The organism is Burkholderia pseudomultivorans (assembly GCF_001718415.1).
GTDB lineage: Bacteria > Pseudomonadota > Gammaproteobacteria > Burkholderiales > Burkholderiaceae > Burkholderia > Burkholderia pseudomultivorans_A.
This window is the reverse complement of record NZ_CP013378.1, coordinates 3,449,092-3,463,170: the sequence shown is the minus strand read 5'-3', so window position 1 is coordinate 3,463,170 and position 14,079 is coordinate 3,449,092. Positions and strand designations below refer to the sequence as shown.

19 protein-coding genes and 1 tRNA gene are annotated in these 14,079 nt (G+C 59.1%); 17 read left to right on the top strand and 3 right to left on the bottom strand.

Annotated elements, in window-relative coordinates; all coding sequences use genetic code 11:
- Nucleotides 1-13: 13 nt before the first annotated feature.
- A complete protein-coding gene (gene hpnD / locus WS57_RS28300; protein WP_059512781.1) occupies nt 14-847 on the bottom strand; it encodes a presqualene diphosphate synthase HpnD in 834 nt (277 codons plus the stop codon).
- Between the two features lie 246 nt (nt 848-1,093).
- Here hpnD and WS57_RS28295 point away from each other — a divergent pair.
- The 4 genes from WS57_RS28295 (at nt 1,094) to WS57_RS37365 (ending at nt 3,647) form a co-directional block, all read left to right on the top strand.
- Nucleotides 1,094-1,180: transfer RNA gene (locus tag WS57_RS28295), tRNA-Leu, on the top strand.
- Between the two features lie 173 nt (nt 1,181-1,353).
- A complete protein-coding gene (locus WS57_RS28290) occupies nt 1,354-2,538 on the top strand; it encodes a tyrosine-type recombinase/integrase (RefSeq protein WP_069245172.1) in 1,185 nt (394 codons plus the stop codon).
- A gap of 99 nt (nt 2,539-2,637) precedes the next feature.
- A complete protein-coding gene (locus tag WS57_RS37370) occupies nt 2,638-2,970 on the top strand; it encodes a hypothetical protein (RefSeq protein ID WP_146122073.1) in 333 nt (110 codons plus the stop codon).
- Nucleotides 2,967-3,647, top strand: coding sequence for a hypothetical protein (locus WS57_RS37365; RefSeq protein WP_155774367.1), 681 nt, complete (start codon nt 2,967-2,969; stop codon nt 3,645-3,647). Before WS57_RS37370 ends, WS57_RS37365 begins: the two co-directional genes overlap by 4 nt.
- Nucleotides 3,648-3,894: 247 nt before the next feature.
- Here the strand turns inward: WS57_RS37365 and WS57_RS28285 are convergent, their stop codons facing one another.
- Nucleotides 3,895-4,386 (bottom strand): hypothetical protein, encoded by a 492-nt coding sequence (locus WS57_RS28285; RefSeq protein ID WP_069245171.1) that lies wholly within the window; start codon nt 4,384-4,386, stop codon nt 3,895-3,897.
- 94 nt (nt 4,387-4,480) lie between these two features.
- Between WS57_RS28285 and WS57_RS28280 the strand changes: the two genes are divergently transcribed.
- Nucleotides 4,481-5,377, top strand: coding sequence for a DUF72 domain-containing protein (locus WS57_RS28280; protein WP_069245170.1), 897 nt, complete (start codon nt 4,481-4,483; stop codon nt 5,375-5,377).
- The gene (locus tag WS57_RS36335) at nt 5,374-5,757 is read left to right on the top strand and encodes a hypothetical protein (RefSeq protein ID WP_081337674.1); all 384 of its coding nucleotides are present in this window, start codon (nt 5,374-5,376) and stop codon (nt 5,755-5,757) included. The genes WS57_RS28280 and WS57_RS36335 overlap by 4 nt, the downstream gene beginning before the upstream one ends.
- Nucleotides 5,758-5,776: 19 nt before the next feature.
- Here the strand turns inward: WS57_RS36335 and WS57_RS28275 are convergent, their stop codons facing one another.
- Nucleotides 5,777-6,055: a pyocin activator PrtN family protein gene (locus tag WS57_RS28275; RefSeq protein WP_069245169.1), complete on the bottom strand. Its 279-nt coding sequence runs from the start codon at nt 6,053-6,055 to the stop codon at nt 5,777-5,779.
- Between the two features lie 78 nt (nt 6,056-6,133).
- Here WS57_RS28275 and WS57_RS28270 point away from each other — a divergent pair, with 78 nt between their 5' ends.
- From WS57_RS28270 to WS57_RS28215, 11 genes are all read left to right on the top strand, one after another.
- Nucleotides 6,134-6,964, top strand: a complete 831-nt coding sequence (locus WS57_RS28270; RefSeq protein WP_155774366.1) for a hypothetical protein — start codon at nt 6,134-6,136, stop codon at nt 6,962-6,964.
- Between the two features lie 297 nt (nt 6,965-7,261).
- A complete protein-coding gene (locus WS57_RS28265; RefSeq protein ID WP_155774365.1) occupies nt 7,262-7,633 on the top strand; it encodes a hypothetical protein in 372 nt (123 codons plus the stop codon).
- Entirely contained in the window at nt 7,626-7,913 is a 288-nt protein-coding gene (locus WS57_RS28260; RefSeq protein WP_069245166.1) for a hypothetical protein, read from the top strand. The genes WS57_RS28265 and WS57_RS28260 overlap by 8 nt, the downstream gene beginning before the upstream one ends.
- Nucleotides 7,906-8,199, top strand: coding sequence for a hypothetical protein (locus tag WS57_RS28255; protein ID WP_069245165.1), 294 nt, complete (start codon nt 7,906-7,908; stop codon nt 8,197-8,199). Before WS57_RS28260 ends, WS57_RS28255 begins: the two co-directional genes overlap by 8 nt.
- 514 nt (nt 8,200-8,713) lie before the next feature.
- A complete protein-coding gene (locus WS57_RS37360; protein ID WP_155774364.1) occupies nt 8,714-9,673 on the top strand; it encodes a hypothetical protein in 960 nt (319 codons plus the stop codon).
- A gap of 160 nt (nt 9,674-9,833) precedes the next feature.
- Nucleotides 9,834-10,100: a transcriptional regulator gene (locus WS57_RS38125; protein ID WP_236871927.1), complete on the top strand. Its 267-nt coding sequence runs from the start codon at nt 9,834-9,836 to the stop codon at nt 10,098-10,100.
- Between the two features lie 257 nt (nt 10,101-10,357).
- Entirely contained in the window at nt 10,358-10,681 is a 324-nt protein-coding gene (locus WS57_RS28235; RefSeq protein WP_155774363.1) for a hypothetical protein, read from the top strand.
- Nucleotides 10,678-11,508 carry a helix-turn-helix domain-containing protein gene (locus WS57_RS36330; RefSeq protein ID WP_081337673.1) on the top strand — a complete coding sequence of 277 codons (831 nt, stop codon included), beginning with the start codon at nt 10,678-10,680 and terminating at the stop codon, nt 11,506-11,508. Before WS57_RS28235 ends, WS57_RS36330 begins: the two co-directional genes overlap by 4 nt.
- Nucleotides 11,505-13,292 (top strand): toprim domain-containing protein, encoded by a 1,788-nt coding sequence (locus tag WS57_RS28225; protein ID WP_069245162.1) that lies wholly within the window; start codon nt 11,505-11,507, stop codon nt 13,290-13,292. The genes WS57_RS36330 and WS57_RS28225 overlap by 4 nt, the downstream gene beginning before the upstream one ends.
- The gene (locus WS57_RS28220; protein ID WP_069245161.1) at nt 13,289-13,651 is read left to right on the top strand and encodes a helix-turn-helix domain-containing protein; all 363 of its coding nucleotides are present in this window, start codon (nt 13,289-13,291) and stop codon (nt 13,649-13,651) included. The genes WS57_RS28225 and WS57_RS28220 overlap by 4 nt, the downstream gene beginning before the upstream one ends.
- A complete protein-coding gene (locus WS57_RS28215; RefSeq protein WP_069245160.1) occupies nt 13,648-14,001 on the top strand; it encodes a winged helix-turn-helix domain-containing protein in 354 nt (117 codons plus the stop codon). Before WS57_RS28220 ends, WS57_RS28215 begins: the two co-directional genes overlap by 4 nt.
- Nucleotides 14,002-14,079: the final 78 nt, after the last annotated feature.

The following is a 14,079-nucleotide window of genomic DNA, read 5'->3' as shown; positions in this document are numbered from 1 at the left end:
CGCGCGTTCGGGCTCAGCGACGGCGCGCGGCGCGCCACGCGATCCACAGCTTGCGGATCGGCGTCAGTGCGATGCGCTGGTGCAGCACCTGATAGCCGTCGCGCTCGATTTCGTCGAGCAGCGCGTGCGCCAGCGCAAGCTGCGCGCGCAGCGTGCGTTGCGCGCGGCGTTCGGCGGCGGGAATCGCCGCTTCGGCGGCCGTGAGCGCTTCGCGCGCACGCGCGGTCTGGAATTGCAGCAGCTCGGTGAATGCGGGGCTGTAGCGCCGGTTCAGCAGGTCGGCGGCAGTCACGTCGTAGCGCTGCAGTTCGTCGATCGGCAGGTAGATGCGGCCGTGGCGTGCATCGTTGCCGAGCTCCTGTACGAATTGCGCGAGCATCAGCGCACGGCCGACGTCGTCGGCCCACGATTGCGGATTGCCCGGCTGGGCGGCGCTCGCGCGCGCGACGAGCGCCGCGAACGTGCCGCCGACCTGCGAGATATAGCGCTGCAGGTTCGCGAAATCGAGATAACGCGCCTGTTCGAGATCCATCCCGTAGCCGTTGACGAGCGCGCGCAGCGCGTCGGCTTCGGCTGCGATCGACGGATGGTGTTGCGCGAGCGCCTTCGTGACGGGGTGCGTCGGCTGGCCGGCGGCGAGCGCCGCGAGTTCCTTGTGCCACCACGCGAGCTTCGTGTGTCCGACGGTCGGGTCGCTGGTTTCCTTGACGGTTTCCTCGAGTTCGCGGCGCAGCGCGAACAGCGCCGTGAGGCGCGGCGCGGCCGCGAGCGGCGCCTGACGCAGCGCGTAGTAGACGCTGGAGCCTTCGGGGGCGGCCTTTTGCTGACAGTAGTCGTCGATGTTCACGGGCGGAAATCGTGTCGGGGGCGGGATCGGGGACGCGCGACGGCGCGCGGCCGAAACGTCGAGCGCGGCATTCTAGCACCGCTGCGCGACGGCTGTCGGAGGGACGAGACAACGCCGCGCAGATCGGGTAGAATCTCGCGCTCGCCTGATCGGGCGTGCCGGTTTCAGGCCGGCGGGATGTCCCGGGCGCGCGGTGAAGAACGCATACGGCGTTCCTGTTCCGCGCGGTCAGGCGACACAGCATGCGCGTGAGTGGCGAAATTGGTAGACGCACCAGGTTTAGGTCCTGACGCCCGCAAGGGTGTGCCGGTTCGAGTCCGGCCTCACGCACCACATATACTCCCAAGCAATCCAATGTTTGGCCAAAAAGCCCCGTCAGTCAAGCACTTACGGGGCTTTTCCTTGCCAGCGTTTCCCAGAGCTTCCCATTGACACCCACAAAATCCGGGGGCATCGTAGGGGGCAGTTTTCTCTGATCAGGGGCATCGAAATGCCCCCGCGCCCAAATGCCCCTTACCGATGTCGCCGTCCGTGCGGCCAAGCCCCGCGAAAAATCCTACAAGCTGACCGACGGCCAAGGTATGTATCTTGAGGTCATGCCCAACGGCTCGAAGTACTGGCGGCTGAAGTATCGTATTGACCGCAAGGAGAAACGGATGGCCCTCGGGGTCTATCCCGCAGTGACCTTGTTGGCTGCTCGGAAGGCGCGTGACGAGATTAAAGAGCAGTTGCGGGCCGGCCTCGATCCTTCGCATGAAAAGAAGCGTATCAAGTTGCAGCGGAGCCTTGATCGAGACAATTCGTTCGAGCCTATCGCGCGGGAGTGGCACGCACAGCGAAAGGACGCCTGGAGTGAGCGCCACGCGGATCGGATGATGAAACTGCTCGAGCGCGAGCTGTTTCCGGTGCTTGGCGCGCGACCAATTACCGGGATCACGGCTCCGGAGTTGCTCGCGGTGATCCGGAAGATCGAAGCACGAGATGCGATCGAACTGGCAAACAAGGCAATCCAGGCAACGAGCCAGATCTTTCGATATGCCATTGCCACTGGCCGGGCCGAGCGCGACCCCGCGCCGGATCTCCGCGGCGCCCTGAAGACTCGCACTGTCGTGCACATGAAGCGCGTCAGCGAGTCGGAACTGCCTGAGCTGATGCAGAAGATCAGCGCGTACGACGGCGAGTACCAGACCCGACTGGCGCTGCAGTTCATGGCGTTGACGTTCGTTCGAACCAGCGAATTGCGGTTCGCCGAGTGGACGGAGATCGACGAGAAGAAGAAGGAATGGCGCATCCCGGCCGAGAAGATGAAGATGCGCTCGCCTCACATTGTGCCGCTGTCGAAACAGGCGCTAGAGGTGCTGGCGAAGCTGCGGGAACTCAATGGCCAAAGCCAGTTCGTGTTTCCGAGTCGATCGAGCTCGAAGAAGCCGATGAGCGAGAACACGATCCTGTACGCACTGTACCGAATGGGCTACCACTCGCGGATGACGGGACACGGCTTCCGCGGTCTCGCGTCGACTATCCTGAACGAGCATAATTTCAACCGGGACTGGATCGAGCGTCAGTTGGCCCACAGTGAGCGTGACGGCGTCCGGGCTGCATACAACCACGCGGAGTATCTGCCCGAACGCCGGAAGATGATGCAGTGGTGGGGTGATTACTTGTCTGGACAATTGGATGGGCGAGACTGAGGCAGTGCCGTCTAGCCGACCAACGCAGGGTTATCCAGTGTGCTAATCTACCCTCGCTAGAGTTATCATCATTTGTAAAATTACAAGGTCATCACAACCATGTCCGACGTCACCAACGCTCCGATGCAGCCCGGTACCCTGCCTCCAGACGAGTTCTTGCGGAGGCTGTCGTCGGCGGGTGTGCCGCATCTTTATTGCAACGGATTTGGCATTGCATATTCGCCCAGCGATGCGACCATATTCCTGAATCTAAATGATAGTGTGGTCGGGCGTGTCAGTTTGTCGCATGAGACGCTGCGCAGCTTGGCGATAAAGCTACGAGAAGGGATCGACCAGTTCGAAAAGGCGGTGGGGATGTCCCTGCCATCATCAGATGAGCTGAGCGAACGCCTACAAGCCTCAGGGACTGCTACAAATCCGAGCTCAAAATGAATCTCTATTTTTTTGAGCACAGCGCGCCGACAGTGTCTGAGACGGCCTTGGCGGAGCGATTGGAGCGCCTCCGCTACGTTGAGGACAAGATTATTTCGTTCGCTAGGTTGCCAGATGGTTGGCATTTCGGTCGAGGTCGTGCACCGGCCAGTATGGCGTTGGTTGGTGCTCTTAACTTGGTGAAGGCCGGGGTAAGGAATGGCCTTTGGCGAGCGAATGCGTTTCCTGGTAGTGAGGGATCCGTCCTTGTTAGCTTCCGACATGGCGACAATCTTATTGAGACCGAGGTCGACGCACGGTATCAAGTGACGTTTAGTTACGACGTTGCGGACGATGAGATTGAGTTCGAAGAGGGGATGTCGGTATCGCAGGCTATCGACAAATTAGTAACGCACGCTAAAAAAATATGTACGTCCGCGCCCTACACCCTAAGCATTTCGACGAACTCGAAGGATGCTGGAATGGAATGGCTTTCGAGCCATCGAATGACGGCGGAACGTCTGTATTTTGCGCAAACTGCGCAGAGCAAGCGTCTGGAGGAATCTGCGATCATATCCGTCGGTTCTACGCCCTTCAATCCTCTGATCCAGCGATCTACTGGCGATTTACGGAACTGCCGGAGCGTACTGTGGCAGCATTCGAAAAATCGGAAGGAAACGATGACCCCTGCCATATGAACATTCGGTCGGCTGATGGGCAAGGGGTAAGCGGATTTAAGAAGCGCATTAAAAAGTATTTTAGAGAGGGGTTCGGATCAGCCTTTAATCAGTTTGTGTACTGTCATCCTGACGGTGATCGGCCGCCGACACTCGAAGAGCTGAAGGAGTTGGCCCGCGCAAGTTGAGCCGATAGCCTTAATGTGCCCTGTCAAAGTTTCAGCCCCGCCACGAGCGGGGCTTTTCACATCAGCAGGTCATGTTCCGATTAACTCATCCCCGCGCGCTGCATCTCCTCGCGCAGCAGGTGCATCAGTCGATGCAACTGGCCCTGTGCGCCGGCTAGATCGCCCTTGTTGGCGACGTTCTTGTCGCTGTACGTGTACCACTCCTCGACGCGCTCGAGCGATTTTCGAAGGGCGCGGATTTCGAGAATCAACCATCGGACTTGAAGGTCGCTGTACTCGCGCCATAGCGCGCGCAGATCGGCCTCGGTCGGCGCGTCAAATTCCGGCACTGCCGGACGCAGCTTGAACCGCCGATCCGTGAGCGGAACGCGGTTGCGGTCGATCCTGGTCGCTTCGATTGGTGTGTACGTAACTAGGGAGCTCGACCTTGGATCCTTGTCGAGCCAAAACTCAAATTCACGTTTCGTGAGCTCGATCGGGGTCCTCAGGCGGTTCTTGTCGCCCAGAAAGCTGTACTCCCAGATGTAAGCCCACTGAGGTTTGATCACGGCTGAAGCACTGTATAAAAACACAGTGTATCGTGGGCTAAGATGGTGGCGTCAAGGCGAAAAATTGGGGACGGCCGGACTGCCCGATCTCGGCCCCGACATCTCACCGGAGGCTGGCATGTCGATTCTGGTAGGCACGGCTTCGTGGACCGACAAGACGCTCATCGAGTCCGGCGCTTTCTATCCGCCTGGCTGCAGCAGCGCGGAAGCGCGCCTGCGGTATTACGCCAGCGTCTTCCCGGTGGTCGAGGTGGATTCTTCATACTACGCGATGCCGAGCGCCAGCAACAGCGCGCTTTGGGTCGCGCGGACGCCGCCGGACTTCATTTTCGACATGAAGGCGTTTCGCCTCTTCACCGGTCACCAGACCGAACCCAAGTTCATCCCCAAGGATCTGCAGGCCGAGCTACCGAACACCGGCAAAAAGAACCTGTACTACAAGGATGTGCCGGCGCCGATCGTCGAGGAATTGTGGTCGCGTTTCTTTGAGGCGCTACGCCCGCTGCACGAGGCAGGAAAACTCGGAGCAGTGCTGTTCCAGTTCCCGCACTGGGTGACCGCGGCGCCGAAATCGCTCGCGCATGTCGAGCACTGCGCCGAGCGCATGCACCCACTGCTCACCGCCTTCGAATTCCGGCACGAGAGCTGGTTCGACGAGAAGCACCGCGAATCGACGCTCGCGATGGAGCGCGCGCGCGGAATCGTGCACGTCATCGTGGATGCTCCGGAAGGGGTGACGAAGCGCGTGCACTCGATCTGGGATGTGACGTCGCCTGAACTGGCGATCGTGCGGCTTCACGGACGTAACGCCTCGACGTGGAGTGGGTCCGAGTCGGCGGCCGAGCGGTTCAACTACGAATACAGTGAAGAGGAGCTGCACGAACTTGCAGAACCGATCGCGGAAATGTCAGGACGCGCGGCAAACGTGCACGTCGTGTTCAACAACTGCTATCGCGATGTCGCCCAGCGCAATGCTGGAACAATGAAGCATTTGATCGAGACCATCGCATCATGAGGCATATCGATTCACAGGTTTTGTCGGAGGCGCGGGCCTTGGTTGTCGACGCTGGGATGGCCGACTTCCTCCCAGCCAGTTCGGCGCCGGCGAGTACTGGCGGTGAAATCATTGCGATTGATTTGATCGATTCACCTCGGAGAAATGTGGGTACTCCAAACTTCGACAAACCAGATCCGGACAGGCCCGGTGTGATTCGAAGCACCAGCATACTGGACGCTGTGAGGGATGGTATTCCGTTGCCGCCATTGAGCGTGTACAAGCGGCCAGGAGAGGTACGCTACGAATTGCTCGCCGGGTTTCATCGATATCATTTGTTTGCAGCGCTCGGCTATACGCATGTGTACGCTGAGGTGACAGGCTGGAAGCCCGATTGGTGATTTGATCGGGGCGAGGTGGCTACTCGGCAATCCACTTCCTATCATGAAACGTTTCGTACTCTTTGATAGCGGCGGCGCGTTGCTTGTCGATGAACGCCGCGAGGTCCGAGATGTGGACTCCCTTTGCGCCTTTTTGCGATTTTTCCATTCGAACTATCGGGAGCCGGATTTCGCCGGCGCCGATCTTCCGCAGCAATGTCGCGACCGTGAGCGGGGCGAAGTAGTCCCGGCAGACATCTTCGATTGGAATGATCGCGCGCGCATCATATTGGGCCAAGAGGATAAAGACGGTCTTCATAGGTCGGGAATGGTATTGTCAGACGTTGCACGCCGATCGACATTGCAGAGATTCGTATTCGACACTATCGAGGTTCCCATGTCGAAGCGCCAGATGGATTTTGCACGTGGCTTGAAGGATCCGGTCGTCGTGCGGATCGCGCAGATGCATGAGGCTCAGCGAACCGCGAAGCGATGGATCTCATGGGAGGAGTATTTCCCGCCGCGACCTGGCGATGCCGAGCGTCGAGCCTACGATCATGAAGTGATCCGGAGTAGCAAGCTGAAGCGCGAACGAGCGCTGCAAATACTCGACTGTGTTTGTGTTGCAGCCGCGGCGCGAGGGTTCACGACCAGGATGGGATATCGCTGTCATCACATTGACCTTATCCGCGACGAGGCCGCGGTCAGGGTACGTCTCGTCGAAAGAGGCTTCCGTACTAACACGGAGAAGCTCGATGATGAAGACAGGGATCGATTTCTCGGTCATGGCATCCTTGGGTCTGGTCTCCTCGAACTCATCATCGACGAGTACTCGGACCAGGCCATGCGGTTCAAAGACCATCAGGATTCCAACATTCTCGACCGGCTTTCTGACATCGTGTCCGCGATCGAGACTCGCCATGTTGAATCGCTCGAACGTCTCAGGCGAGATCGACAGCGCGACGAAGCGATCAGGCTGATACGGGAAGAGGCCGCGGTGCGAGAGGCCGAGCGAAAAGTGGAGAAGCGCCGCGTCGACGACCTTCTGAAAGAGGTGCGAGATTGGAACGACGCCGACCTGATTCGTCGATACGTGCAGTCGCTCGATCAAAGACATACAGGCGGCGCACAGCGGGCCGAAGACTATTCGTCGTGGCGCCAGTGGGCGCTGGCGAAGGCCGATGAGTTGGATCCGAGCTCGCGACGGTTGCCGCAGCAGGAACCGTGACGACTGCGGCCGTTGAAAATTCCCCTTGACCGAGGGTTTTCTCGGGGCTACCCTTGTTGCATCGCTGAAACAACAGCGACCGGGTTTGGCGACCTGACTCCATAGGCGGACAACCGCCGAAGTGCGGTTTTTTTACGTCCGTAGGCCTGAGCACGCCTGTACAATTTACGGGTGGGCGATGGTGGGGAGACCTTCGGGTCTGCCGGTTTCCTATGGGCCGGTTCGCCAACCCTGTCATTCGCCCGCCCACCCCATTTGGCGATGGGGCGCGGGTCTCCACATCCATAGGAGGCCGACATGCCTGGTTCAAACGCGTTCGCAGTTTCTACTCCCCAACCTGACTATACCGATCCGACGTTTCGCGGCGCCATGATGAGTGACCATTGGGTCACCGGCGACGACAGCGAATTCGCCATGGTTCCGGCAAACCTGATCGCGGACGTGTACCGCGCATCTGACGCGATCACGACAATTTCTCGGCTGGTTCATAACAGCAGCTGCGAGCCGGGAATGTCGAACGCTGAACCTCTCGGGCAAGCAGCTCACTTGGGGCTGCTGAACGCAGCCGAGCTGATCGGCCAGTACCTGACGGAAGTTGCGGATCGAATGGTGGAAGGCCTGCAACTGGCCAAGCGCGCGAACGAGTCTGTGGAGGTGCGCCATGACTGACATTCGTGCGCTGAAGACCGCTCCCGAGCTGCTTTCCGGCAGCAGTGTAGTGACCAGTTTTCTGTCGATCACTGCAGGCTTGCCGCTGGTAGATGCCCTGGAAGCCTCGTCATGCCATCTGGCGATCGCACGCGACGTGTTGAACGAGACTGCCTCCAATAGCGCCGCAAGCTCGAGCCATTTGTATGCCGTTCTCACGTCCCTCGAAATAGCCAAGGGCTTGCTCGATGCCGCTGTCATGGCTATTGCGCGCGATGGCAAGGAGGTGCGTCATGACTGACGTTCGCGTACCGGCCAGCACACTCAAATGGCTCGGCGACTCACTGCTTTGTGACGGAGAGCCGGCGATTTTTCAACTCATGCATACCGACGGCCGGATCGAGACAATGACACTCCGGGAATGTCTTGCGATCGCTCATCAGATCGATCCATACGGCCGCAGCCGTATCGTGTCAGCGCTTGAGTATGGCTTGCCGCACAATATGCTTGCTAACGAGGACCGCGACGCTTGGGCGACCGAGCGCACGCGCGTTCTTTCACTATCGACTGCAGAGCGGGGGGAGTGATGACGAAGTCCAGAAAGTCGCAGAAGAAGCCGACGCCGGCGTTTGAACGTCCATGGATCGATGCGTTTCCATATCGAAGCCTGGCATCGCGCACTCAAAATCCCGCTACAGCCGACGCAGAACTTAGAGCGTCTTTACCAGGTGGATGCGTAGTAGCGTATATCGACGAGTTGGAGAGAACTCATGTGATGGAGGGCCGGGTGTATGGCTTGACTTCCGGGGGAAGACCGCTGCTGATTGGATATCAGGTAGAGCATGGGCTGGTCCGAGAGCACGTGTGGAAAGCGATTGAAAGGGTGGATCGGATCTTCATCCTGGAGCGCGATGTCCAATTGGTCGATAGAACGGCCCCGTGTCAGCACGCGTCTAGATTCACTGAAATCTTTGCGTTGGCACCTAATACGGCGCTGGATCTGACAAAGCACGAAGCGGAAGGATATTGACAGTTATAACCGCGCCTAGCCCTACGGGGCGATAGCAGGGCCTCACTTGGCGGAAAAATACTGGTGAAATTATGACAGTACCAAGCGTTGATGATTTTATTGCGTGTTTGGACTTGTACGAAAGATATTCATTTGAGCCGAAGTTTTATGATAACCCTGGGAGAGTCGAGGGAGGTTCGGAAGATCACATCTATTGGGAAGCAACTAAATCCTTGTTCGTCAATAATGAGGGGGAATTCGCGCGACTCCTTGCTCGTGCTTACGAGGAGATGGTTAGGCGACAAACAGAGATTCATCATACGCCGGTTATGCGGTGGCTGGACCAATCGCCTTCTTTTGGTGTGGCAATCAATAGAATGTTTCCTTATGTTGAGAGAATTGGCGGGTTGTCTGAAATGCGCGCGCATAGGGATATTTTTGTTTCTTCTGCAATCGAGAGATTGCGTCCATGGGCTGCGGTTGATGGATTTAGATTTAATATAATAAGGAACAGAATATTTTCTGGCCCCAGTGTGTATGGATGGGTTGGCAGTTGTGTTTATGCTTTATATGAGTATCATTATATTAATAGTGCTGAATTAATTTCGTCTCGTCGGAAATTATATTTATCTAATGTTGAAAATGCCATAAAGGCGGTTGAGGCGCTGCAATCTTTGGCCGACGATCCTATCGCATCGAGTTTATTCGAGAGAGTTGGTCGAAAGCGAACTTTTATAAAGCAATTTCAATCGAAGCGAGGAAATTCGGAAGACATGCTTTCGAGGCTGTCAGAGATGAAGAAGTTCGATCCGAACATCTTGTATCCGATATCACGGCTCGATGGCACTGCTAGAGCGAGATTGTTCGTCTATAAAATGGCTGACACGAACGTTCAGCATTGTGGTTCGGCTAAGGCGGCGGTGATTGCCGAACTTATGGAAATTGATGGGTTCGTGTCTCGGCTTGATTTGCGCACGATCGAGCGCCAATGCGCAAACTACGGGTCGATGCAGCAGAACTACTGGCGGCTTCTTCGTGAGGGTAAAACTTGATGTCGGCTGTTCGAATGGATCCGTCGCGACAGTAGTTTGCGAAAATTTAGCAACAACTGTCGGGGCGGTAGATTCGCATATTCGTGAGAACAACCGCCGTTTCTAAAAATTCAACGAATAAGTAGCATTAGCTCACCAACTTCTCCAACGGTGAGCAAAAGTGAAGAAGACAGCCGCGCAGGCCGATCCCGGCAAGCCGATCGAGCCGATCCTCCCGCGGGTCGGCCTCTCCAAATGGGCTCAGATCGCGCCCTTTATTCCGATGTGCCGTGAGTCCTGGCGGAAACTGGGGCTCGCCGGCAAGGCTCCCCAGCCGATCCGGATGAGCCGCACCCACTCCTGCTACAGCAACGCCGAAGTGCACCGGTGGCTGGCCGATCCGCTTGGCTATGCCGCGGCGCCTCAGGAAGAGCGGGAGGCGGCGTGAAATCACAGATCAATTCCACTGCGACAACTGCGTCACCGGCGTGCATTGATGGGCGATGCTTGGCCGGGAAACCGAAATAGCCTATGGACGTCGACTGGTCATCGGCGAATGAGACAGGCGCCCCGTGTTTCGGGGGAAGAGGTGAGCCGAACCTGTCCGGCGAGCCGCTCAGCCTGACCAGCTGCTTCCCCCAAAGCGCGGGGCTTTTTTATGGCCGTTTAGTAATCCTTAGTGGATTATCGGCAAGGATGGTAAGCATGAAAACCATTGAAGATGATGTGATCGTCACGACTCCGCCGTGTCAGACATTTTCGGCGCCGCGGCACCTGCGACGATTCAGCGTGCCGAATCTCTGCGGTTGGTCGATCGAGCAGGCGGACGTCACCGAAGTAACTGGGCAGGCCCGAGCCGACTACGAGCGCGAGCTCCGCATCAGCGCGATCGGCAAGCTGCTCGAATCGCCGGCCGCAACGCCTCTCTGGCGGCGCGTCTGCAAGCACGCGATGTACAGCGAGATCCGCGGGCGCAGCGCCGACCAGCGACTCGTCATGGAGCTGGCCATCCAGGAGTCGATGCGATGAGCTTCCAAGCCATGACATGGGCCGTCGAGCAGGACTTGCCGGCCCTCCAAAAGCTCGTCTTGCTGATGCTGGCGAACTGCTGCAACGCACATACGGGACGGTGCGACCCATCGCACGACCGGCTGGCGAAAGAGTGCGGAATGAGCCGTGACTCCGTGCGACGTGCGATTGCGGAACTCGAGAAGTGCGGCCTGATCGAGATTCGACGCCAGACTCAAAACGGCGTAAATCTCCCGAATCAGTATCTCCTGAGGGTGGGGTCATCCGTAGGGGGAGTAGGTGCTGATAGCACCGACGGGTATGTGCACGCAGCACCTACCGTAGGTGCTGACAGCACCGAGGGTGGGTGCTCACAGCAGGGAGGGGTAGGTGCTGACAGCACCACAAAACAGGAAGTTAAACCAGGAAGTAAACCTACTCGTTCGTGCGATTCGAAATTCGATGATGCATGGCGGCAGTATCCGAAGCGTGAAGGCTCAAATTCGAAGCAGGCTGCGCTGCGGGCTTGGAACGCTCGGATCCGTGAAGGCATCGACCCGGATGTGCTGGTAGCAGCGGTGGCCGCCTACGCTGCGGCGATGGCGGCTGCCGGCAACATCGGGACGCCGTATGTCAAGCAGGCGTCTACGTTCTTCGGTCGTGACCGGCATTTCGAGGAATTCGCGAAGTCCCTGCCCGCGGCGGGTGACCTTTTCGCGGGCGGCGATACCGTGCCGTGGTGGAAGGCCGCGGGTTTCACGTACCAATGGCAGGCAACCAATGCCGGCTGCAGCGAGCGATCGGCCCATCTCTGGGCGAACGGCGTACGGCAGGAGGCTCGGGCATGAACGCGCGAGAACTGGCCGAACTCTTGGCGCAGAACGCGCAGACGGTCGTCGAGCACCTCCTGCCTAACGGTCGAAAGTCGGGCAAGGAATGGAAATCCGGCAGCACGGCGGGCGAGAAGGGGCAGAGCCTGTCGGTATGCCTCAGCGGCGCTAAGCGGGGCGTGTGGAGGGATTTCGCCGGCGAAGACGGTGGGGATTTGCTCGATCTCTGGTGCGCGTGCCGGTCGATGTCCGTAGCCGATGCCATGCGTGAGGCGAAGCAGTTCCTCGGCGTGCGGGATGACATGCCGAAGCGCCAAGCGCCGACGTATCAGCGTCCGGCACGGCCGAAGGCAACGCGACCGACGAGCCTGCTGGACGAGTGGTTTGGCGGCCGCGGCATCACGCCTGAAACCGTGAAGGCTTTCCAAATCGCCGAGCAAACCAACGGGCCGAAGACGCACATTGTGTTTCCGTACCTCCGCGGCGGCGAGCTGATCAACGCGAAGTACCGGAACATCGCGGACAAGAAGGACATGCGGCAGGAGGCCGGCGCCGAGCCGTGCCTGTTCGGCTGGAATCTGATCGATCCCGCTCAGCGCGTCGTTGCGATCGCGGAGGGCGAGATCGACGCCATGACGCTGCACCAAGTCGGCATTCCCGCGCTGTCCGTGAATGCCGGCGCCGGCAACCACCAGTGGATCGACAGCGACTGGGAACGGCTTGAACGCTTCAGCGAGATCCTGCTCTGCTATGACAACGACGAGGCCGGCCGGAAAGGGGCGCACGAGGTCGCGAATCGCCTCGGCATCGAGCGTTGCCGCGTTGTGTTCTTCGACGATTCGAAAGACGCGAACGAATACCTGCTGTCCGGTGCCACCGCTGCAGATTTTCGCCGTTGCTGCGATCAGGCATCGGGCTTCGATCCGGACGAACTCAAGTCGATCGAGCGCTTCTGGTCGAACGTCAAATCGATGTTCTACCCGGCACACGAGGAAGAGAGCTGCGCGTACCTGTCGTTCTGCGGTCGCAACGAACTGTGGTTCGAGTTCCGACCGGGCGAAGTGACGGTCTGGACGGGCATCAACGGGCATGGGAAGTCGCTGCTACTTGGCCAGGTGCTCATCGGCCTGATGTGCCAAGGCGAGCGCGCGTGCGTCTTCTCGGGCGAGATGCGGCCGGAGATGCAGGGCAAGCGGCTCGCGAAGCAACTGGGCGGACTTGATCGGCCGGCGCCGGAGTATCTCGACCACATGGGCGCGTGGCTGCGCGATCGGATGTGGGTCTTCGACCTCGTCGGCGTCGCCGCGATCGAGCGCTTGGTGACAGTGTTCACGTACGGCTTCAAGCGCTACGGCATCCGCCACTTCGTGATCGACAGCTTGATGATGACCGACGTCCCGGAGGACGGCCACGGCGCGATGACGGCGCAGAAGGAGGCAATGCGCCTGCTCGCGAACTTCGCGCGCCAGTACAACGTCCACGTGCACCTCGTCGCCCATCCGCGCAAGGGCCAGGATGAAAAGCGGAGTCCCGGAAAGATGGACGTCGGCGGCAGCGGAAAGATCACGGACGCCGCGGACAACGTGTTCTCGGTCTGGTCGGCGCAGAAGGATCAGGACGACGAGAGTGTCGAAGAACCGGATGCGTTCCTGACGCTACTGAAGGCGCGAAACGGCGAGACGCAACGCCGGTCGCTTGCGCTGTTCTTCAACCGGGATTGCATGCAGTTCGGGCCGAGCGAATCCCGCCGGCCATACGTTTATTTGCCGTTCAGCCGGGCCGGACAGGAGGCAGAGGCATGAAGCAGATCGAGCGCAACGGGTCGGCGCAGCGGCAGATCTGCCAGCTCTTGGCAAGTCATGGTGCCATGACGATCAACGAGATCGCAGAGGTGCGAAGCGTTCATCCGCGGGCGACGGCGCGTCAGCTCGACGCGCTGTCTGAAGCTGGATTCGTTTCGGCGTCGGGAAAGCCCAAGCGCTATGCCCGTACCGAGAAGCCGATCCCGGCGGTCGTCCCGCTTACGCCGAAGTCCGCGCGTATTGCCGAGCGCCGGCAGGGTGACCAAGCACGCGTTAGCGCGCCGTTTCGCGTGCCTGAGCCGACGGAGCTTGAGCGTGTCATATCGCGATGGGCGGCGCTGGAAGGCGCCTGCTTATGATCTCGCTGCGCAACCTGTCGAGCCCGGATCTCATCGGCCGGCGCATTTGCGAACTGCTTGAGGAGGAGGGGATGCAGAGCCAGGCTCACCTGAGCCTGCGGTTCGGTGTCCCTCGCGGAACCATCTCGAAGTACCTCAAAGCGTTGACCGAAGAGAAATATGTCTACGTGGCCAGTACGATCACATATTCGAAGCAGACAGCGTCCAAGGGCCTAAGGCGGGGCGAAATTCTGCTTTACGCACGCACTCAGAAGCCTCTCCCGGTCGGAGGCGTGGAAGTCGCAGAGCTGACGCCGCTCGAACCCCATCAGATCATGTGCAGCATCATCAGCAGAGGGAAACCGGACTAACTTGGTCGCGTCTCCTTCACTACGGTGATTCGCCCGGCCAGTCCGGGCATTCTTTTCTGGAATGCGCCTCGAATCCTC